The organism is Maribacter sp. (assembly GCA_020629415.1).
In the GTDB taxonomy this organism is placed as follows: domain Bacteria; phylum Bacteroidota; class Bacteroidia; order Flavobacteriales; family Flavobacteriaceae; genus Maribacter; species Maribacter huludaoensis.
Genome location: JAHDDL010000010.1, coordinates 70,321 through 90,775 on the forward strand (window position 1 = coordinate 70,321; position 20,455 = coordinate 90,775).

Sequence of the window (20,455 nt, forward strand, 5' to 3'; positions counted from 1 at the left end):
TAGTTTCAATAACACAAACATAAAGTTCAACTAACATAGATTGATCGGAATTAAAACAATTTTGAGGAAACTAATTTACCAGATGAAAAAGACGAAAAACACCAGAAGAAATTTTATTCAAATAACCTTAATGGCTTCCGGGGGAATAATTTTAGCCCCAAACATTATAAGCTGTAGCGAAGATGACAATGTACAAGTTGAATATGACGAATCTCAATTAACGGTACAAAACTTTAGTTACGGGGTTGCCAGTTTTGACCCAAGTGATTCTGGTGTAATCATATGGACACGTTATACTACGGCAAATGTTGAAATTATCTGGGAAGTCTCTACACAAACCGATTTTAGTAGCATATTGAGAACTGGAAAAATAACAACTGAAACCTCTAGGGACAATACTCTGGCCATTGAATTGACCGAGCTAGAAGCTGATCAAAAATTATATTATAGATTTATAAGTACCTCTGATAAATCCATTTCCGTGGTTGGTGAAACCATTACCCTACCAACCGATGCCACGCAAGCCAAGTTAGCCGTTTGTTCATGTTCTAACTACCAAGCAGGTTTGTTCAATGCGTACGATGCAATGGCAAATTCCGATGCAGATATCATTGTTCATTTAGGAGACTACTTTTATGAGTATGGTGCCGGAGGATATGGCTCAACAGCAGAAAATGCATTTTTAAATCGTTCTCATGAACCAGAGGGAGAGATTATTTCATTGGATGACTACCGCACCCGCTACAAACAATATAGATCGGATACATCCTTACAATTGGCGCACCAAAAAAAGCCTTTTATCTGTGTTTGGGACGATCACGAAATTGCCAATGACACCTATAAAGAAGGTGCTGAAAACCATGATGAAGCTACCGAAGGTAGTTTTGAAGTAAGAAAGCAAAATGCCTTACAAGCATACAGCGAGTTTTTACCATTCTCAAGAATTTCTGCAGATGACAATAGCCTTATCTACAGATCTGTAAATATTGGAAACCTAGTTAATCTGGTGTTGATGGATACTCGTTTAATTGGCAGGGACAAACAATTAAGCATCACAGATTATTTTACTGCAACCGGTTTTGACGCTGTTGCATTCCAAACAGCATTATCAGACCCCAACCGTTCTATTTTAGGTACGGAACAAAGAGATTGGGTCATTTCAGAAATCAGTAACAGTTCTGCAAAATGGCAGGTACTGGGGCAACAAGTGCTTATGGGTAAAATGAACGTGCCGGCAGAATTACTAACTGCTTTTGGCTCACCCAATTTTGCCACTATCCTTACAGAACTAGTGACCATAAAACTTAGGCATCTTAATAACGACCCAGCATTGACACCGGAAGAAATAGCAAGGGTAACTTCTGTTATTCCATATAACTTAGATGCTTGGGACGGCTACCCAGTGGACCGTGAAATCATATACGGAGCGTTGAACGGCAAAAAAATTGTTACACTTGCCGGTGATACCCACAACGCTTGGCAAAATACACTGATTGCTGCAGATGGTTCTGAAGTAGGCATTGAATTGGCAACTTCTTCCGTTAGCTCACCTGGTTTTGAAACTTACCTGGGTGCAAACGTCACCCCAGAATTAATAGCAGGTTTTCAAGAAGCAATGACAACCTTAATAAACAACCTAAATTATTTTGATGCTTCTAGAAGAGGATTTATGATGACCACTTTCACTACTACCGAGGTAACTTCTGAATGGATTTTTGTAGACACTCTTTTATCAACGTCCTATAGTACAGAGGTAGGCTATACGTATAGCTATTCGTAATTTAACTTTTATGGGTAAAAAAGCCACTTTGTTATTCATTGTGGCTTTTTTTATAATACCAAAAGCCCGTGATCCTGTAACCCCAGTATAGGCTTAGAATACCAGAATAATTCAAAATCCTCAAATTGTATTTCAAAATCTTTCTTTAATTGGGCAAAAGTAATTGGTGTATTGGCTGGACTTATTTTCTCTAAATTATCCAATAGCCACTCACCCTGTTGTTTATCTACCGTAATTTCGTATACATCTGTGGTAGAATGAAAATATAACTGTAATTGCTCCCATGACCTACCCTTTTTCTTTTTCACCTGTTCTTGCACTAATGGCATTTGCCCTATAAAAACAATCTTAGCGGTAGGTTTTGTTTTTAAGACCACTTCTTGTTGCAGACAATCATAAATGTAATCGGGTGATATGGTAGACTGCGGAATATCAAAATCGAACCATTCTTGTAAGCTCATATCAAAACCGATACCGTGCATAAAATTAAAAAGTGATTTCTTTAATCCGAAGCTGAATATACCGTGATCTATACCAGTTTTATCCTTAAAATCTATATCGTTGTTCGCAAAACTGATATCTTTTAAATTTGGCATTACCCCATATTCTTCAGGATCTAAACCAACCGGACTGTGCGCCGTTAATGCAAATTGATGCCAAAAGCCAGATTGTATAATTCCCAACTCAAATAACTGCCTTACCATTTCTAAACTATCTACCGTTTCTTGAACGGTCTGCGTTGGGTAGCCGTACATTAAATACGAATGCACCATGATGTTCGCTTCGGTGAAATTTCTAGTAACCTGTGCTACTTGCGCTACCGTTACGCCTTTATCTATCAGTTTTAAAAGTCGGTCAGATGCAACTTCCAAACCACCAGAGACCGCAATACAGCCTGATGCTTTTAATAGATAACATAAATCTTGGGTAAAATTCTTTTCAAAACGAATGTTCGTCCACCAAGTAATGGTCAAATTACGTTTTAACACCTCTAAGGCAAAAGCCTTCATTAACGAAGGCGGTGCCGCTTCATCAACAAAATGAAAACCTGACTCACCGGTTTGGGCAATTAAAGTTTCTACACGATCTACCAGCATACTTGCGGCAACCGGCTCATAGATTTTTATATAATCTAAAGAAATATCGCAAAAGGTACATTTACCCCAATAACAACCGTGAGCCATGGTAAGCTTGTTCCAACGACCATCGCTCCACAGACTATGCATTGGGTTGGCAATTTCAATGACCGAAATATAATTCTCTAATTGCAGATCAGCATAATCTGGTGTACCTACATTTTGCTGCTTATAATCTTGCCTTAAACTATCATTCTTATAAACAACTTTACCATCCTCTAAGACAAAAGCACGCTTTAACTCCCCTTCTCCATCAACTATATATTGATGTACCAATTCTAACGGAAGTTCACCATCATCCAAAGTTATAAAATCAAAAAATTCAAACACCCGAACATCGGTAAGGCTGCGTAATTCTGTATTTGGAAATCCGCCACCCATGGCAATTTTCACATCAGGATAATTAGCCTTTATAAATTGGGCACAACGAAAGGCGCTATATAAATTACCTGGAAAGGGAACCGAAAAACAAACCAATTTGGGTGTATGTTCCTCTAATTGCTTTTTTAAAATATTTAGTGTTAGTTCATCAATAAAAGTTGGGTCATTACCTAAATGACCATATAGCTCATCAAAAGAATTGGCACTGCGCCCAAGCCGTTCTGCATATCTACTAAAACCAAAATTGGGATCTATACATTCTACTATAAAATCTGAAAGATCCTCCAGATACAGAGTTGCCAAATGCTTGGCTTTATCTTGCATACCCATATTCCCAAATGCCCATTCCAAATCATCCAATTGTTGAAATCTAGAAGCTTTTGGCAAAAAACTATCGGTACATAACTGCCTTGCCAAAGTATCATTTTTACCTTGTAGAAAAAGAATAACCGCATCTAAGGTTTTTAAATATTCATGACGAAGAGCATATATCCTTTGGGTATTCTCAGTTACAATGGCATCTGCCTCATAAGCCATTGCAAACAGCTGATGAAATGTATTTTTATTGAAGAGTGATAAAATAACCTCAATCCCTAAATCTGACTGGTAAGAAGAAATATCCTTTGTGTTCAAAAAACCCTTTATGTATGCCGTTGCCGGATACGGAGTGTTTAATTGAGTAAAGGGCGGTGTTATTAAAAGAAGGTCTTTCACTAGCGATTTTTAGAACAAGTTAGCAAAGATAATGGTTACGCTACTCATTAATCAATATCTCACGCACCGCTTGTTGATAAGCCCTAGGATTGTTAGCTTTTTTTATTTTTTTAAAAGCTTTATGCGGATTAGAAGTAGACAATGCAAAATACTCCCAAAAGCCCCTCATTTTCATTTTTATAGGTGTTGGTCCTGATAATGCCTCATCATATTGCTGATAAATCGTATCATGAAATTCAGAAAAAATCTTCCAACGGTCTTTTGGGTATTCGGTGGTATTGTTCTTGATCATACTAGGCAGAAATGGGTCAGCGATCAGCCCTCTGCCCATCATAAAATGGTCTATGCTAGGAAAGCGCTCTTTCATTTCTTTAAACTTAGCTACAGTGGTAATATCTCCATTATAGTAGAGTTTGTGTTTGGTACCGTTTATACATTTCTGAAAAGCATCTAAATCTACACCGCCTTTATACAGCTGCTTTCCAATACGCGCATGAATGGCAATATTTTTTAACGGATACTTATCTAGAATTGGAAAAACATCTAAAATTTCTTCTGCGTGCTCATAGCCCATTCTCATTTTCATGGAAACCACTACATCTGTTTCTTCATGCGCACGTTTTAAAATATGGTCAATTTTCTCAGGATTACAAATGAGTCCGCTTCCCATACCTTGCTTTGTTACCATTGGGTAAGGGCAACCTAAGTTCCAGTTGAGTTCCTTGTAACCTAAACTTTGAATATACTTAATCACAAATAAAAACTCATCGGCATCGCCCGTCATTACCTGCGGTATTACCTCTAGCGTAGTGTTATTATCTGGCTGTAAATCTTTCTGATACGAATTTTTAATCACCATTTTACCGTTCAGTCTAATGTATGGTGCATAAAAAGTATCTATACCTCCAAAATATTTATGAAACGCATTACGAAACCTAAAATCGGTAAAGCCTTGTAACGGTGAAGATAGTAAGGTGACTGACATTTAAAATTGGCTACTTGTTGTGCAGTTTCTTGAGTTTTGCCACAACAGATTCAGCTGCAAAAATAGCGCCTTCCATGTAACCTGAGTGATGTTTTGAAGTTTCTGCACCAGAAATAAACAATTTATTACCATTTAGAGGTTTAGAAAATACAGCGTGACCTCCATTTTGATGTGGAAACAAATGGTCTGCCTGCATGTCCGATTTTGTAAATTCTTCATTAAACCAAGCCGTTTCATGATACGCCTCATAGTGTAAAGCATCATCACCGAAAACCATTTTTAATTGCGCTTCAATTTTTTCTATACGTTGTTCTTTAGTAAAACGGGCACAACTACCCGATGCAAAACCAACCAGGGCAAATGAATTGTTTTCTACATTAGACTGATCATAAAACTCAGTCAAAGGACCAACATTACTAAATATAGTGCCCGATTTTCCCTGCGCTCTCCAAAATGGGTTTTTATAGGTCAACGCGACTTTGATGGAATCTTGCATCCATGTATGTGTGTGCTCTGCAACGGCTAGCAACTCATTTGGCAACGACGGAGAAAAATCAATTTGATCAATTAAAACTGCAGGGGGCAATGTTGAAATAACGACATCGGTAACCAATGTATGAGATTTAGTTACCACTTTGGCCTTATCTTTCTCAAAAATAACCTTATCTACTTTTTCGTTCAACAAAACCGTTTCTGGCGCAAGTTTAGAGAAAATTGCATTTATTAAACCTACCGTACCATTCTTAAAACGATAACTAGGGCTATCACTAGGGACAGCAATTTCTTGAGGTGGCACATTTGAAAATGTTTGAAAATAAGATATACCGGTCATGAATTGTTCAAAATAGGGAACATTGAACTCTTCTATAACATCCAATAAATGATAATGGCCGTCATTAAACCAGGTGGCACCCATTTCAACTTTGGTTTTATTGGATTCCACGGTATGTATTCTTCCTCCAATACGGCTTCTAGCTTCTAATACCTTTACATTAAAACCAAGTTCTTGTAGACGGTACGCAGTTAACAAACCAGATAATCCTGCGCCGATAATTACTATCGTTTTATTCATGCTGATAAAAAATGGAAATTAAAAGTTTATGAAATATCGGCTTGTAATATGCTTACAGTAACCAATAACTGACCAATATGTCTTTGGCTATGCTCTGCAGCATGAAACAATAAACCTATAACGGTTGTCGGTAAATTTTTCCTACCAACAGTTCTATCTTCGGTAAGTGAATTTTCTGGAACGGTTTTAAAATACCCAATAGCCTCTTCTACTTTAGCAGAAAATTGCTCTTGCAAATGGATTACCTCTGTATTTAGCTTAAAAGTACCTTCTTGTTTCAAAAAAGTAAATTGTTCATCTGATAACGATTCACCTTTAGCGTAGGTCAACATGCGATCTAATACGCCCGTCACATGGTTCATATGAAAACCTACGGAAGCCCTACCTGCCGTTTTAGCCCATAATAATTCTTTAGGAAAATCAGCAGTATACTTCTTTAACTCTCGTTCTGATTGTAAAAGTGCATGTGCGGCAGGCTGTAACAAATCTGGTACACCTTCAATTGGACCACTTAACCAAAACTCATATTCTTCATTCTCCATAGTTATCTTTCCTAAATGTACAGTATTAAAGTCTCTCTTGTATTACTGAACTTACTACATAGAATAAAATAATCAAAGGGATGGCCATAAACTTCATGGTTACAATAAGCACCAGACTAGTAATTAAAAAGATATAACGCATGGCGTTATCCTTAAAACTAGTATTCTTAAATTTTAAGGCGAACAGCGGTAAATTGGCATTCAACAAATAGGCGCATACCAATGTCAAAATTATCAAGAACCATTGATTCAAAATAATCGCGTTTAAGAATTCATTATTCTGATACATTAATATAAGCGGTAATGAAAGAATTAACAAAGCATTGGCCGGAGTAGGCAAGCCAATAAAGGAAGAGGTCTGGTTTTCATCAATATTGAACTTAGCCAATCTATAACCTGAAGCCATTGTAATTACAAATCCGAAAAAGGGCAATAAATGCTGAAATGTAATAGTACCACTTTCAAGAAAAAAGTGAGAACCATCTCCCCAACCACTTGTCTGTGACATTGCCAACAACTGAAACATTACAATACCCGGTACCAAACCACTTGTGATCATATCGGCCAAAGAATCTAACTGAAGGCCTAATTCACTTTTTACATCAAGAACACGTGCTGCCAATCCGTCAAAAAAATCAAAGAATATACCCAGAGCCACAAAAATTGCGGCAATTTCCAATTTATTCAAAACGGCAAAAACCGATGCCACACAGCCGCAGAAAACGTTTAAAAGAGTAATAAAATTTGGAATATGTCTTTTCATAATACTTCACCTAATGTCAAAAACAGGACATTAAATACATGCCCCTTTAACAATATTTGCACTAAAATAATATAATTAAATGGTGCTAAAGATTATCGCCTTAAAAATACTGTTGCAATAGTGGCATTCTTTAATTCAATGACATCTAATAATAGTTAGAACAGCAGGTTAAACACGTGTTTTTCTATTATTTACGACCATCGTATGAAAATAAGGCCTAACTTTTACAACAACATATCACAAAATAATTGCGATATGAAAAATATTATGCATGCATAGTATTGTTTAGTTGAGATATTAGAATTAAATTATGACCTGTGTAACAATTTCAATAAAAAAATACAGTTTTATAACAATCAATCTTATACACTAACCATTAAATACATTACCCTAAAATGAAAATTAAAAAGGTTTTAGTAGCCAACAGAAGTGAAATTGCAATCAGAGTACTACGTGCCTGTACCGAACTGAACATTAAGACAGTTGCCATTTACACTTATGAAGATCGCTATTCTCAACACCGTAATAAAGCCGATGAATCTTACCAGATCGGTGAGGACAATCAGCCATTAAAACCTTACTTGGACATTCCTCAAATTATAGCATTGGCAAAGGCTAAAAATGTAGATGCCATACACCCAGGCTACGGATTCCTTTCTGAAAACTCTGAATTTGCAAGACAATGTGCTGCCAATGACATCATCTTTATAGGTCCTGACCCAAAAGTGATGGATGCCTTGGGCGATAAGATTACCGCCAAGAAAGTTGCCGTAAAATGTAACGTTCCTATCATTGAGAGTAATAAAAAGAAATTGACTTCTTTAAAAATTGCTTTGTCAGAAGCCGCTACAATTGGCTACCCTGTTATGCTTAAGGCCGCATCTGGTGGTGGCGGTCGTGGTATGCGCATTATTAGAAAAGATGAAGATCTAGAAATGAATTTTGATTCTGCCAGAAACGAAGCACTAAATGCTTTTGGCGATGACACTATGTTTCTTGAGAAATATGTAGAAGACCCAAAGCACATTGAAGTACAAATTGTGGCGGATAACCATGGTAATATTCGCCACTTACATGAACGCGATTGTTCCGTGCAACGACGTCACCAAAAAGTGGTAGAGATCGCACCTTCCCATAACGTTAGCAAAGAAGTAAAACAAAACCTTTACAAGTATGCCGTTGACATTGCCAAAGAAGTTAACTATAACAATATTGGAACCGTAGAGTTTTTGGTAGATCCCAATGACAATATCTATTTTATTGAGGTGAATCCAAGAATACAGGTAGAACATACGGTTACAGAAATGGTAACCGGTATAGACTTGGTAAAAACACAAATTTTCGTTGCGGGCAATTATAAATTAGATAGTCAGCAAATTAAAATATACGGTCAAGAAACCATATCCACTTATGGCTTTGCCTTACAGTGTAGATTGACCACCGAAGATCCAGGCAACAATTTTACCCCAGATTATGGTACGGTAACTACGTACCGTAGTGCCTCTGGTATGGGAATTCGTTTAGATGCCGGTAGTATTTATCAAGGATATCAAGTGAGTCCGTTTTTTGATTCCATGCTGGTGAAAGTTTCCTCGCACGGCAGAACACTTGACGGTGCTACCCGTAAAATGGTTCGTGCGTTAAAAGAATTTAGGATTAGAGGCGTAGAGACCAACATTCATTTCCTTCAGAATGTAATACAGCATCCTACTTTCAAAGAAGGTAAGGTAACTGTTAATTTTATACAGAACACCCCTGCCCTATTCGACATTAAACTATCACAAGATAGAACCTCAAAGGTGGTGAACTTTTTGGCGGAGGTTATTGTAAACGGTAATTCTGATGTAAAGTATATTGATGAGAACAAGGTCTTTAGAAATGCAAAAGTTCCAAAATTCAATCCGTTAGAAGCGCATCCAAAGGGAACAAAAGATATGCTGACCGAAATGGGTCCAGAGAAATTTTGTGCTTGGTTAATGGATGAAAAGAAAATTCATTATACAGATACCACTATGCGCGATGCGCATCAATCACTATTGGCAACAAGAATGCGTACCTATGACATGTTGCGTGTTGCAGAGAGTTATGCCAAGAATCATCCTAACACCTTTAGTATGGAAGTTTGGGGCGGGGCAACTTTTGATGTAAGTATGCGATTTTTACATGAGAGTCCGTGGACACGATTACGAGAGCTACGCAAAGCTGTACCCAATATTTTGTTTCAAATGCTACTTAGAGGATCAAACGGCGTGGGTTACAAGGCATACCCCGACAACCTTATTGAAAAGTTCGTAGAGAAATCTTGGGAAAATGGAGTTGATATTTTCCGAATATTCGATTCGCTCAATTGGGTAAAGGCCATGGAGCCAAGTATTAATTATGTTCGTAATAAAACCGGTGGTATTGCCGAGGCCGCATTGAGCTATACGGGTGACATTTTAGATATCAACGAAACCAAGTACAACCTAAAATATTACACACAGCTGGCAAAAGACCTGGAAAATGCCGGTGCGCATATGATCGCTATCAAGGATATGGCGGGTCTTTTAAAACCCTATGCCGCTACTGAATTGGTGACAGCATTAAAAGACACTGTTAACGTGCCTATTCATTTACATACGCACGATACTTCTTCGTTACAGACAACAACGTACTTAAAAGCAATTGAGGCAGGTGTAGATGTGATCGATGTTGCTTTGGGCGGCCTCTCTGGATTGACATCACAGCCCAACTTTAATTCGGTAGTTGAAATGATGAAGGGTCAACCAAGAGCTCATGAATTCGATATGCCGAAGCTGAACCAGTTTTCTAACTATTGGGAAGATACAAGAGAGTTGTACTACCCGTTTGAATCTGGACTAAAATCTGGTACTGCAGAAGTATACGGTCATGAAATTCCAGGAGGCCAATACTCAAACTTACGTCCGCAAGCAACAGCATTAGGATTAGGTGATAGGTTTGATGAAGTAAAGAAAATGTATGCTGATGTCAATAAACTTTTTGGAAACCTGATCAAAGTAACGCCGAGTTCAAAAGTTGTTGGCGACATGGCAATTTTCATGGTAACCAATGAACTTACTACAGAAGATGTTATGACACGTGGAGAGGAAATATCTTTCCCAGATTCTGTGATTAGTTTCTTTATGGGAGATTTGGGTCAGCCTGTTGGCGGATTCCCTAAAAAGCTTCAAAAGATTATTCTTAAAAACAAAAAGCCATACACGAACAGACCAAATGCCCATTTGGCGCCAACAGATTTTGACAAGGAATTCAAAGCCTTCAAAAAGAAATTCCAAAAAGGCTTTACACGAGCTATTGAAATGGAAGATTTTCTTTCGTACACCTTATACCCAAAAGTGTTTGAAAAAGCACATGAAAACTATAAGCTGTATGGTAATTTAGCGCTGGTACAAACAAAGCATTTCTTCTACGGTATGAAGCTTCGTGAAGAAACCTTAATTGAATTAGAACCGGGCAAAACGGTAATAGTAAGGCTACTTTCTGTAGGTATACCAAACGAGTTGGGAATGAGAACCGTGTTTTTTCAAGTAAACGGTGAAAACAGATTTGTGGATGTTTTAGACACCTCTTTAAATCTTAAAATTGAAGAAAACGAAAAGATAGATCCGGCAAACGATGACCAAATTGGTGCACCGTTACAAGGCTCTTTGTACAAAGTATTGGTAAAAAAAGGTCAAGAAGTAAAAGAAAACGACCCTTTATTCGTAATTGAAGCCATGAAAATGGAAACTACGGTTACCGCATTTAAATCTGGTAAGGTACAATCAATAAGCCTAAAAGAAGGCAGTATGGTAAAGCAAGATGATTTGGTCGTAACCATTTCATAAAGCATAATTTTTTCAATAAAATTTCTTAAAGCCACCTATTACAGGTGGCTTTAGTTTTATAGCGGGTAGTTCAACTTATAAAATCTTTCACAAAAAATTAAAAAAACCAATCTGCTTCAAGTCTGTTATTATTCGCATCTTTGCAGTTGCTATGAACTAGTAAAGATATGTTCAGAAAAATCACATTTCTTGTAGTATTCTTATGTACTGCATTTTTGGGTCACGCTCAAAATGCAGAACTATCTCCTTTATCAAAGATTAGCTTGTTAACAGTTGGAACAGGCGAAGAATTAGCGGCTAAATTTGGACATAGTGCCATTCGTCTACAAGACCCCACCCTGGGCATAGATGAAGTTTACGGTTACGGCACCTATGATTTTGAGGACCCTAATTTCTATTTAAATTTCACTCGCGGTAAACTATCCTATACCATTTCTAGAATTCCGTTCAAATATTTTGAATACTCTTACCAACAAGAAAAACGTTGGATAAGGGAGCAAGTATTAGATGTTGATCTGGAGCAAAGAAACGCTATTGTATCTTTCTTGGAACATAACTTGTTACCGGAAAACAAAAAATACAAATATGACTTTTTGTTTGATAATTGCGCCACAAGAATACCTATGGTATTTGAAAAAACTTTGGGCAACACCTTCAAATTCCATTACAATCATCTAAAAGAACAACTAACATTTAGGGAGCTGATACGTTTAAAATTGAACCCTAATTCCTGGTCAAATTTTGGTATTGATCTAGCTTTAGGCTCTGTAATAGACAGAGAAGCATCACCATACGAGCATTTATTCTTACCTATTTATGTGTATGAACAAATGAAACATACCACTTTAGATGGTAAACCGATAGTTAGAAAAGAGACAGTATTACTAGACATACCAGAACAAGAAGACAGGTCTCTACTATTTCTAACTCCGTTATTTTGGCTTAGTGTAGTACTACTATTAATTTGTTATGTTACATATAACGATTTCAAAAATTTACGTAGAAATAAATGGTTAGACTTTGGGCTTTTTGCAGTTACCGGGTTAGCAGGTGTACTTATATTATTCTTATGGTTTGCAACTGATCACTTAGCTACTAAAGCCAATTTTAATTCCCTTTGGGCATTTGCCCCGAATATAGTAATCGCATTTATAATGGTCAAAAAGCAGATTCCGTCTTGGATGCTCACTTACATCTTATTTTTAACCATAATACTAGGTATCACTTGCATACTGTGGATGTTTAAAATTCAAGTGTTTTCCGTTTTATTAATCATTGTTTTACTGGCGTTGGCAATTAGATACACTTATCTTATTTATTATTTTAAGCGTAAAAAATTAGCCAAAAAATAAACCTATAGCTACCCTTTTATGAATTTACTTACCGTTGAAAACATATCAAAATCCTATGGCGAACATGTGCTTTTTGAGAATCTATCCTTTGGTATCAATAAAGACCAAAAAATAGCCTTGATCGCTAAAAACGGTACAGGAAAAACATCTATACTTAATATTCTTTCAGGAGCTGACAGCCCAGATAGCGGTCAAGTAAACTATCGTAAATCTACCCGTGTATCCTTTCTTGCTCAGGAACCTAACATGGACCCAAATTTGAGTATTGAGGAAACCATTTTTGCTTCTGACAACGAAGTGCTTGAAGTCATTAAAAATTATGATAAGGCACTTCAAAACCCTGAAGATGCCGATGCATATCAAAAAGCTTTTGAAGCAATGGACCGTTTTGAAGCATGGGATTTTGAAACACAGTACAAGCAGATTCTATCAAAACTAAAGCTGGACGATCTTAATGCCAAGGTGGATAAATTATCGGGCGGACAGAAAAAAAGATTGGCTTTGGCCAATGCCTTGATCAACAAACCAGACCTTTTGGTTTTTGACGAACCTACCAACCACCTGGATCTAGAAATGATAGAGTGGCTAGAAGAGTTTTTTGCCAAAGAGAACATGACTTTGTTCATGGTAACTCATGACCGTTACTTTTTAGAACGTGTCTGTAATGAAATTATAGAACTAGAGAACGGTAAGCTTTATCCGTATAAAGGAAATTATTCTTACTACTTAGAAAAAAAAGAAGCACGTATTGAACAGGAAGCGGTAGAGCAGCATAAAACAGAATTGCTATTTAAAAAAGAATTAGATTGGATGCGCAGGCAACCAAAGGCCCGTACAACAAAATCTAAATCCCGAATAGATGATTTTGCCATTATTAAAGATAAAGCAAGCCAACGTAGAAAAGATCACCAAGTTCAGTTAGAATTGAACATGGAGCGTATGGGAAGTAAAATTCTTGAGCTTCATAAGATTTCTAAATCTTTCCCTAACAAACCAATTTTGGACAAATTTGAATATGTTTTTCAAAAAGGAGAACGTATTGGTATTATAGGTAAAAACGGTACTGGAAAATCTACATTTTTAAATATTCTAAGTGGGCGCGAACAACCCGATAGCGGAAAAGTCATTGTAGGTGAAACCATAAAGTTTGGTTACTACACACAAAAAGGAATTGAGATAAAAGAAGGCCAGAAAGTAATTGACGTCATTAGGGAATTTGGTGATTATATTCCGCTAATGAAAGGTAGGCAGATATCTGCACAGCAGTTACTGGAACGCTTTCTATTTGATAGAAAAAAGCAATATGATTTTGTAGATAAACTAAGTGGTGGCGAGCGTAAGCGCTTGTACTTATGCACGGTATTGATACAAAACCCTAATTTTCTAATTTTAGATGAGCCTACCAATGATTTGGATATTGTAACACTAAACGTACTGGAAAGTTTCTTAATGGATTTTCAAGGCTGTTTAATGGTAGTTTCCCACGACCGTTACTTTATGGACAAGATCGTAGACCACTTGTTTGTATTTAGGGGCGATGCCGTAGTGGAAGATTTTCCTGGCAACTATTCTGACTATCGTACCTATGAAGACAGTCAGATTTTAGAAAAAAGAGAGCAAAAAGAATCTCAACCTACCAATAAAACAAATTGGAAAGAAGCAGAGACATCTCCTAAAATATCTTATGCAGAGCAACAAGAGTATAAAAAACTAGAGCGTGAGATTCAGAAACTTGAGTCAAAAAAAGTAACGTTACAAGAAAAATTTACAGATAGTACTTTGAGCGGAGAGGACATTAAAAATCTATCCATTGAATTGAAAGAAGTAACGGATACCATAGATGCCAAAACAGAACGCTGGTTTGAGCTTTCCGCACTAATGGAAGGTTAACCTCCTTTATTACGTACATACCCAGCCTTTTTAAAAATTTCTAAAATTGCAAACGAATGTTTTTTACCGTTCGTCTACAGTTAAATGATGCCCAACGACTAGCGGCAAAATATGTTTGTGCTTGCCTGTACTTTAGCAGTGTAAAACAAATATTATGAAATCAATTGTTCTTTTAACCGCTCTTTTCTTTACATGTTTCTTCGCTCAGGCACAGGCTAACAATGAGAATGTTTCTTTGGAAATTGAAACTGCACAAATAGAATTGGTTCATACAATTGAAATCAACGCTATTAATGTAGCAACTATGGAAACTGAAAATACGATTGAAGTTGCAAGATTACACAAGTACAAAAACCATAGAGCAATTAGGGCTTTAGAATTCATCACAAAACTAAATGATGCCAAACTATCCTAATTAAAAATCCTTTTTCGTCCCCTCTCTTACACCTATCCCAATTCTTACCATTACCTACTTTTTAAATACAAATTCAAAAATTAAACTTAGTTTAATGACAATCTTTACTTTTGACAAAAAATTGAAAAGGTAATCAGTGTTTCATTTTATATCTTACATTAAATTTCTTCTTACTTCTAAAAATCAGCACGGAGTGCATTCACCATTTGTGTATGATTACATTACTAAATGTCTTTATCAAAAGACAGGATTAAAGCTTGCTACAACATTAAAAGTTAGTGTAAAGAGTATAAACTACTTCAAGTACAAGTCAATTTTTCTGGTAGGCGACTATAGGACATCCAAAGAAACTATAAAAAAAAAATGTTCGCATATAACTTTTGTAGAGAACAATGCAGATATTTTACTAGCAACCATCAATGAATTAAAAGGAATCAATTTAGACTTGAGCAAATTACCTAATGACAGTATGCTTCTTTTAGACGGCATACATAAGAACAAAAAAAATCATGATAGTTGGGAAAAGCTTAAAACCAATAATAACGTGACCGTTACAATAGACATGTTTTATTGTGGAGCGGTGTTCTTTAGAAAAGAGCAAGTAAAGGAACATTTTAAAATACGGATTTAAACCAGTAATTTTAGACTAAAGCAAATCTTAATGAGCAGTAATTCCATCTATATAACCCTTGGTATCGTTTTCGTAATCTACTTGGCCATACGTATTACCAGTAAAGGAAAATCAAAAGACCGAAAATCCAGAAAATTCATGGGAGATTATGAAAGAAAAAACAAGGATGACAAAAAATAAAAGCCGCGTTACTATTTTGGACATTTATGTTAACCTTAGTTTTAACCTTACTTCTTTCCTAAACCCGATCTAAATGAAAATATATACTAAAACAGGTGATGACGGAACTACCGGACTATTTGGTGGCACACGCGTACCAAAACATCATATACGTATTGACAGTTACGGTACGGTAGATGAGCTAAATTCTTGGATAGGACTCATAAGAGATCAGGATATTGACCCTATTTACCAGCATCAGCTAATTGCCATACAAGAACATCTATTTACCGTTGGTGCAATTTTGGCAACAAATCCTGAAAAAGAAATGCTTAAAAATGGTACTGAGCGTTTAAAAATAACCAAAGTAGGCACCAATGAAATTAATTTTTTGGAAAATGCTATTGATAGCATGGACACACAACTACCACAAATGACCCATTTTATTCTTCCGGGTGGCCATACCACAGTGTCATACTGTCATATTGCCCGTACCATCTGTCGCAGGGCGGAACGCATTTCAACATTATTACATGAAAACGAACCGTTTGATAAAAATGTGTTATCTTTTCTTAATAGGCTTTCAGATTATCTCTTTGTATTGGCACGGAAATTGTCATATGATTTACAAGCAAATGAAATAAAATGGGTTCCTAAAAAAAAGGACTAATAAATCCGTAATTTATTCGTTATCAATTAATAAATGCGAAAAAAGATATTGATAAACTGAATTTTATTACTATTTATTTTGCTGTTTAAATTTAAAAATTACTTTTGCAAAAAATTAAAATCAAAAAATTACTATGTATTGGACATTAGAATTAGCATCTTATTTAAGTGATGCACCTTGGCCGGCAAGTAAAGATGAGTTAATAGACTACTCCATCAGAACTGGAGCCCCTCTTGAAGTTGTAGAAAATTTACAATCTATGGAAGAAGAAGGTGGCGAAATATATGAATCTATCGAAGAGATCTGGCCCGACTATCCAACGGAAGAAGATTACCTCTGGAACGAGGACGAATATTAATATTCGATATTATAATATCTACAAAAAAGTCTCTTCGGAGGCTTTTTTTTTATGTAATTTTGACAGGTTCTTAGGTAAATTGGTCTAAAAATCAAGACTGGAATACCTTTTGCTCTTTATGAGCATCGATAATAAAATATTTGAAAGCTATTCTTATGATAGTACCTGATAGAAAAGCTTCAATTCTAATAGATTAAAATATATGAGTTTCATTAATTCCATACTAAAGGCATTCGTTGGTGACAAATCACAAAAAGATGTAAAGGAATTGCAGCCTTTGGTAGATCAAATAAAAACCTTCGAATCTAAATTGGAAAGTCTTAGCCATGATGAACTTAGGCAGAAAACCATAGCGTTCAAAGAGGCTATCAAAGAATCTATAAAAGAAAAAACGGATCAAATCAATGCTTTGGAAGAAGAGGTAAAAAACTCTACAGACATTGATAAAAACGAAGATATCTACACTGAAATAGATAAATTAACGGAGGAAGCCTACACTATTTCCGAGGACACGTTAAACAAAATATTACCGGAAGCCTTTGCAGTGGTCAAAGAAACCGCTAAGCGTTTTGCAAATAATGAGACTTTACAAGTAACGGCATCTGAATATGACAGAACGTTATCTGCCACAAAAGACTATGTAACCCTAGAAGGCGCCAATGCAATTTGGAAAAATTCATGGAACGCCGCAGGTAAAGAAGTTACTTGGGACATGGTACATTATGATGTTCAGCTTATTGGTGGTATTGCCATGCACCAAGGTAAAATTGCAGAGATGCAAACAGGTGAAGGTAAAACATTGGTGGCCACGTTACCTTTATACCTTAACGCTTTAACAGGTAATGGCGCGCATTTGGTAACCGTAAACGATTATTTGGCAAAAAGGGATAGTGCTTGGATGGCACCTATTTTTCAATTTCATGGTTTAACAGTAGATTGTATAGATTACCACAGACCAAATTCTGATGGTAGACGTGCTGCCTACAATGCAGATATTACATACGGAACTAATAATGAATTCGGTTTTGATTATCTAAGGGATAATATGGCGCACACACCAAAAGATTTGGTACAACGCCCACATAACTATGCCATGGTCGATGAGGTAGATTCTGTTTTGGTAGATGATGCACGTACACCTCTTATCATTTCAGGTCCTGTACCGGAAGGTGACCGTCATGAATTCAACGAGTTAAAACCAAAGGTCGATGAAATCGTTAGAAAACAACGCCAACATTTAACCGGTGTTTTGGCAGAAGCTAAAAAATTAATTGCCGAAGGTGATACAAAAGAAGGTGGTTTCTTATTATTAAGAGTATATCGTGGATTACCAAAGAACAAGGCCTTAATAAAATTCTTAAGTGAGGAAGGAGTAAAACAATTACTTCAAAAAACAGAGAATTATTATATGCAGGACAACAACAGGGAAATGCCAGTTGTTGATGAAGATCTACTTTTTGTAATTGACGAAAAGAACAACCAAATTGAATTGACGGACAAAGGGGTAAATTATATTTCTGGAGAGCAGGATAAAGATTTCTTCGTAATGCCGGACATAGGTGCAGAAATAGCGAAGATTGAAAATCAAAATCTTGAAATTGAAAAAGAAGCTGAACTAAAAGAAGAGCTTTTTAAAGATTTCACCGTTAAGAGCGAGCGTATTCATACCATGAGCCAATTATTAAAAGCTTATACTTTATTTGAAAAGGATACCGAATATGTGGTTATGGATAATAAGGTAATGATCGTAGATGAGCAAACGGGACGTATTATGGACGGCCGTAGATATTCTGACGGATTACATCAGGCAATTGAAGCAAAGGAGAACGTGAAAATTGAAGCGTTGACACAAACTTTTGCAACCGTTACTTTACAGAACTACTTTAGAATGTACCGTAAACTTGCGGGTATGACAGGTACCGCTGTAACGGAAGCTGGTGAATTCTGGGAAATTTACAAGCTAGATGTTATGGAAATTCCTACCAACAGACCTATTGCCAGAGAAGACAAAAATGATCTTATCTACAAAACAAAAAGAGAGAAATATAATGCTATTATAGAAGAAGTAACGAAAATAAGTCAAGCGGGTAGACCTGTATTGATCGGTACAACTTCTGTAGAAATATCAGAATTACTATCAAAATTATTAAGTGTTCGTAAAGTTCCACATAATGTACTTAACGCAAAACTTCACAAGAAAGAAGCAGATGTAGTTGCTGAGGCCGGTAACGCCGGTGTTGTAACCATAGCGACCAACATGGCAGGTCGTGGTACCGATATTAAATTATCTGATGCCGTTAAAAAAGCAGGGGGTCTTGCGATTATAGGTACGGAAAGACATGACTCTCGTCGTGTTGACAGACAGTTACGTGGTAGATCTGGTCGTCAAGGAGATCCTGGTAGTTCTCAATTCTACGTCTCTTTAGAAGACAACCTAATGCGTTTGTTCGGTTCTGACAGGGTAGCCAAAATGATGGACAAAATGGGCTTGGAAGATGGTGAAGTTATTCAACACAGCATGATGACAAAATCTATTGAACGTGCTCAGAAAAAGGTGGAGGAAAACAACTTTGGCGTTCGTAAACGTTTGTTGGAATATGATGACGTAATGAACGCGCAACGTGAAGTCGTTTACAAAAGAAGACGCCATGCATTACAAGGCGAGCGATTAAAACTTGACATCGCCAATATGATATATGATACCTGTGAGGTTATCGTAGAAAGCAATAAAGCTGCCAGTGATTATAAGAATTTAGAATTTGAATTGATCAAATACTTCTCTATCACGGCACCTGTAGATGAGGCTGAGTTCGGCAAATTGTCCGCTCAAGAAATTACTGGCAAAATTTACAAGGCAGCTTACGGACATTATAACGACAAAATGGAGCGTAACGCTGCAGCAGCCTTTCCGGTCATTAAAAAAGTACATGAAGACAATGCCAATAACTTTGAGCGTATTGTAGTTCCTTTTACAGACGGTATTAAAAGTTTGAATGTAGTAACCAACCTGCAAGAAGCTTATGACAGCAACGGTAAACAACTGATTACAGATTTTGAGAAGAATATTTCATTGGCTATTATAGATGATTCGTGGAAAACACATTTACGTAAGATGGATGAGTTGAAACAGTCTGTACAACTAGCGGTCCACGAACAAAAAGACCCTTTGTTGATCTATAAGTTCGAAGCATTTGAACTTTTTAAATCTATGATAGAGAAAGTAAACAAAGATGTAGTTTCTTTCTTGTTCAAAGGAGAGTTGCCTTCTGAGAACCCCAATGCCATTCAAGAAGAAAGAAATGTACAACGCAAAGAAAATTTAAAGACTACTAAAGAGGAAATTCCAAATAGTGATGAATTAGCGGAACGTAGTAGAGCGGTAAGTCAAAATCAAACTGAACGACCTTCGGTTACCGAAACTATTACCAGGGAACAACCAAAAATTGGTAGAAATGAGCGTGTAACCATTAAAAATGTAATGAGCGGCGAAAGTAAAACGGTAAAATTTAAACAAGCTGAACCACTTTTACAAAACGGATCTTGGGTGTTGACACAAGATTAATTTTAATATAATTTTAAGTTTAAAATAGGCATCTAAATAGATGCCTATTTTATTTGACACCTATAACAGACTATAAATAAACCTAATAGAAATTAATTTTTCCTAAATGCTTTTTATTAGAAAAATACAGTGAAGTATTCAATTAACAGATCATTTCATATTTTTAAGTATTATTTAGGGATAAAAAATATGTTATT

Annotated in this window: 15 protein-coding genes; 10 read left to right on the top strand and 5 right to left on the bottom strand. The window is 36.4% G+C overall.

The genetic code is table 11. The features are described from left to right. The first annotated feature begins 82 nt into the window (after window positions 1–82). The gene (locus tag QZ657_RS06205) at window positions 83–1,780 is read left to right on the top strand and encodes an alkaline phosphatase D family protein (protein ID WP_291965650.1); all 1,698 of its coding nucleotides are present in this window, start codon (window positions 83–85) and stop codon (window positions 1,778–1,780) included. 50 nt (window positions 1,781–1,830) lie between these two features. Here QZ657_RS06205 and QZ657_RS06210 read toward each other — a convergent pair whose 3' ends face one another. Genes QZ657_RS06210 through QZ657_RS06230 form a run of 5 tightly spaced genes read right to left on the bottom strand, consistent with a single transcriptional unit; the run spans window position 1,831 to window position 7,373 of the window. Next, window positions 1,831–4,011 carry a B12-binding domain-containing radical SAM protein gene (locus QZ657_RS06210; protein WP_291965652.1) on the bottom strand — a complete coding sequence of 727 codons (2,181 nt, stop codon included), beginning with the start codon at window positions 4,009–4,011 and terminating at the stop codon, window positions 1,831–1,833. 40 nt (window positions 4,012–4,051) lie between these two features. Further along, on the bottom strand, window positions 4,052–4,996 hold the full coding sequence (locus QZ657_RS06215; protein WP_291965654.1) for a tRNA dihydrouridine synthase: 945 nt from the start codon (window positions 4,994–4,996) through the stop codon (window positions 4,052–4,054). Between the two features lie 10 nt (window positions 4,997–5,006). Next, window positions 5,007–6,068, bottom strand: coding sequence for a flavin monoamine oxidase family protein (locus tag QZ657_RS06220; RefSeq protein ID WP_291965657.1), 1,062 nt, complete (start codon window positions 6,066–6,068; stop codon window positions 5,007–5,009). Window positions 6,069–6,094: 26 nt separating this feature from the next. Then, window positions 6,095–6,610 carry a DinB family protein gene (locus tag QZ657_RS06225; protein ID WP_291965660.1) on the bottom strand — a complete coding sequence of 172 codons (516 nt, stop codon included), beginning with the start codon at window positions 6,608–6,610 and terminating at the stop codon, window positions 6,095–6,097. Between the two features lie 25 nt (window positions 6,611–6,635). Next, on the bottom strand, window positions 6,636–7,373 hold the full coding sequence (locus QZ657_RS06230; RefSeq protein ID WP_291965662.1) for a CDP-alcohol phosphatidyltransferase family protein: 738 nt from the start codon (window positions 7,371–7,373) through the stop codon (window positions 6,636–6,638). Between the two features lie 395 nt (window positions 7,374–7,768). Between QZ657_RS06230 and QZ657_RS06235 the strand changes: the two genes are divergently transcribed. The 9 genes from QZ657_RS06235 to secA all read left to right on the top strand — a co-directional run bounded on the left by QZ657_RS06235 (window position 7,769) and on the right by secA (window position 20,258). Next, complete coding sequence (locus tag QZ657_RS06235) at window positions 7,769–11,221, top strand: pyruvate carboxylase (protein WP_291965663.1); 3,453 nt, start codon at window positions 7,769–7,771, stop codon at window positions 11,219–11,221. Window positions 11,222–11,388: 167 nt separating this feature from the next. Then, entirely contained in the window at window positions 11,389–12,573 is a 1,185-nt protein-coding gene (locus tag QZ657_RS06240) for a DUF4105 domain-containing protein (protein WP_291965665.1), read from the top strand. Between the two features lie 18 nt (window positions 12,574–12,591). Next, window positions 12,592–14,463 carry an ABC-F family ATP-binding cassette domain-containing protein gene (locus QZ657_RS06245; protein ID WP_291965667.1) on the top strand — a complete coding sequence of 624 codons (1,872 nt, stop codon included), beginning with the start codon at window positions 12,592–12,594 and terminating at the stop codon, window positions 14,461–14,463. Between the two features lie 154 nt (window positions 14,464–14,617). Further along, a complete protein-coding gene (locus QZ657_RS06250; protein WP_291959368.1) occupies window positions 14,618–14,878 on the top strand; it encodes a hypothetical protein in 261 nt (86 codons plus the stop codon). 193 nt (window positions 14,879–15,071) lie between these two features. After that, window positions 15,072–15,509: a hypothetical protein gene (locus QZ657_RS06255; protein WP_291965668.1), complete on the top strand. Its 438-nt coding sequence runs from the start codon at window positions 15,072–15,074 to the stop codon at window positions 15,507–15,509. Between the two features lie 30 nt (window positions 15,510–15,539). Beyond that, window positions 15,540–15,689: a hypothetical protein gene (locus tag QZ657_RS06260; RefSeq protein WP_291965670.1), complete on the top strand. Its 150-nt coding sequence runs from the start codon at window positions 15,540–15,542 to the stop codon at window positions 15,687–15,689. Between the two features lie 73 nt (window positions 15,690–15,762). Continuing rightward, on the top strand, window positions 15,763–16,338 hold the full coding sequence (locus QZ657_RS06265; RefSeq protein ID WP_291965672.1) for a cob(I)yrinic acid a,c-diamide adenosyltransferase: 576 nt from the start codon (window positions 15,763–15,765) through the stop codon (window positions 16,336–16,338). Between the two features lie 133 nt (window positions 16,339–16,471). Continuing rightward, complete coding sequence (locus tag QZ657_RS06270) at window positions 16,472–16,696, top strand: DUF2795 domain-containing protein (RefSeq protein WP_027064442.1); 225 nt, start codon at window positions 16,472–16,474, stop codon at window positions 16,694–16,696. A gap of 202 nt (window positions 16,697–16,898) precedes the next feature. Continuing rightward, window positions 16,899–20,258: a preprotein translocase subunit SecA gene (gene secA / locus QZ657_RS06275; protein ID WP_291965674.1), complete on the top strand. Its 3,360-nt coding sequence runs from the start codon at window positions 16,899–16,901 to the stop codon at window positions 20,256–20,258. The last annotated feature ends 197 nt before the right edge of the window (window positions 20,259–20,455 follow it).

Bases quoted from the DNA above. Each gene is read 5' to 3' on its own strand.
- QZ657_RS06230 (WP_291965662.1), bottom strand. From the start codon at position 7,373: ATGAAAAGACATATTCCAAATTTTATTACTCTTTTAAACGTTTTCTGC.
- QZ657_RS06205 (WP_291965650.1), top strand. From the start codon at position 83: ATGAAAAAGACGAAAAACACCAGAAGAAATTTTATTCAAATAACCTTA.
- QZ657_RS06225 (WP_291965660.1), bottom strand. From the start codon at position 6,610: ATGGAGAATGAAGAATATGAGTTTTGGTTAAGTGGTCCAATTGAAGGT.
- QZ657_RS06220 (WP_291965657.1), bottom strand. From the start codon at position 6,068: ATGAATAAAACGATAGTAATTATCGGCGCAGGATTATCTGGTTTGTTA.
- QZ657_RS06260 (WP_291965670.1), top strand. From the start codon at position 15,540: ATGAGCAGTAATTCCATCTATATAACCCTTGGTATCGTTTTCGTAATC.
- QZ657_RS06215 (WP_291965654.1), bottom strand. From the start codon at position 4,996: ATGTCAGTCACCTTACTATCTTCACCGTTACAAGGCTTTACCGATTTT.
- QZ657_RS06250 (WP_291959368.1), top strand. From the start codon at position 14,618: ATGAAATCAATTGTTCTTTTAACCGCTCTTTTCTTTACATGTTTCTTC.
- QZ657_RS06270 (WP_027064442.1), top strand. From the start codon at position 16,472: ATGTATTGGACATTAGAATTAGCATCTTATTTAAGTGATGCACCTTGG.
- QZ657_RS06245 (WP_291965667.1), top strand. From the start codon at position 12,592: ATGAATTTACTTACCGTTGAAAACATATCAAAATCCTATGGCGAACAT.
- QZ657_RS06265 (WP_291965672.1), top strand. From the start codon at position 15,763: ATGAAAATATATACTAAAACAGGTGATGACGGAACTACCGGACTATTT.
- QZ657_RS06240 (WP_291965665.1), top strand. From the start codon at position 11,389: ATGTTCAGAAAAATCACATTTCTTGTAGTATTCTTATGTACTGCATTT.
- secA (WP_291965674.1), top strand. From the start codon at position 16,899: ATGAGTTTCATTAATTCCATACTAAAGGCATTCGTTGGTGACAAATCA.
- QZ657_RS06235 (WP_291965663.1), top strand. From the start codon at position 7,769: ATGAAAATTAAAAAGGTTTTAGTAGCCAACAGAAGTGAAATTGCAATC.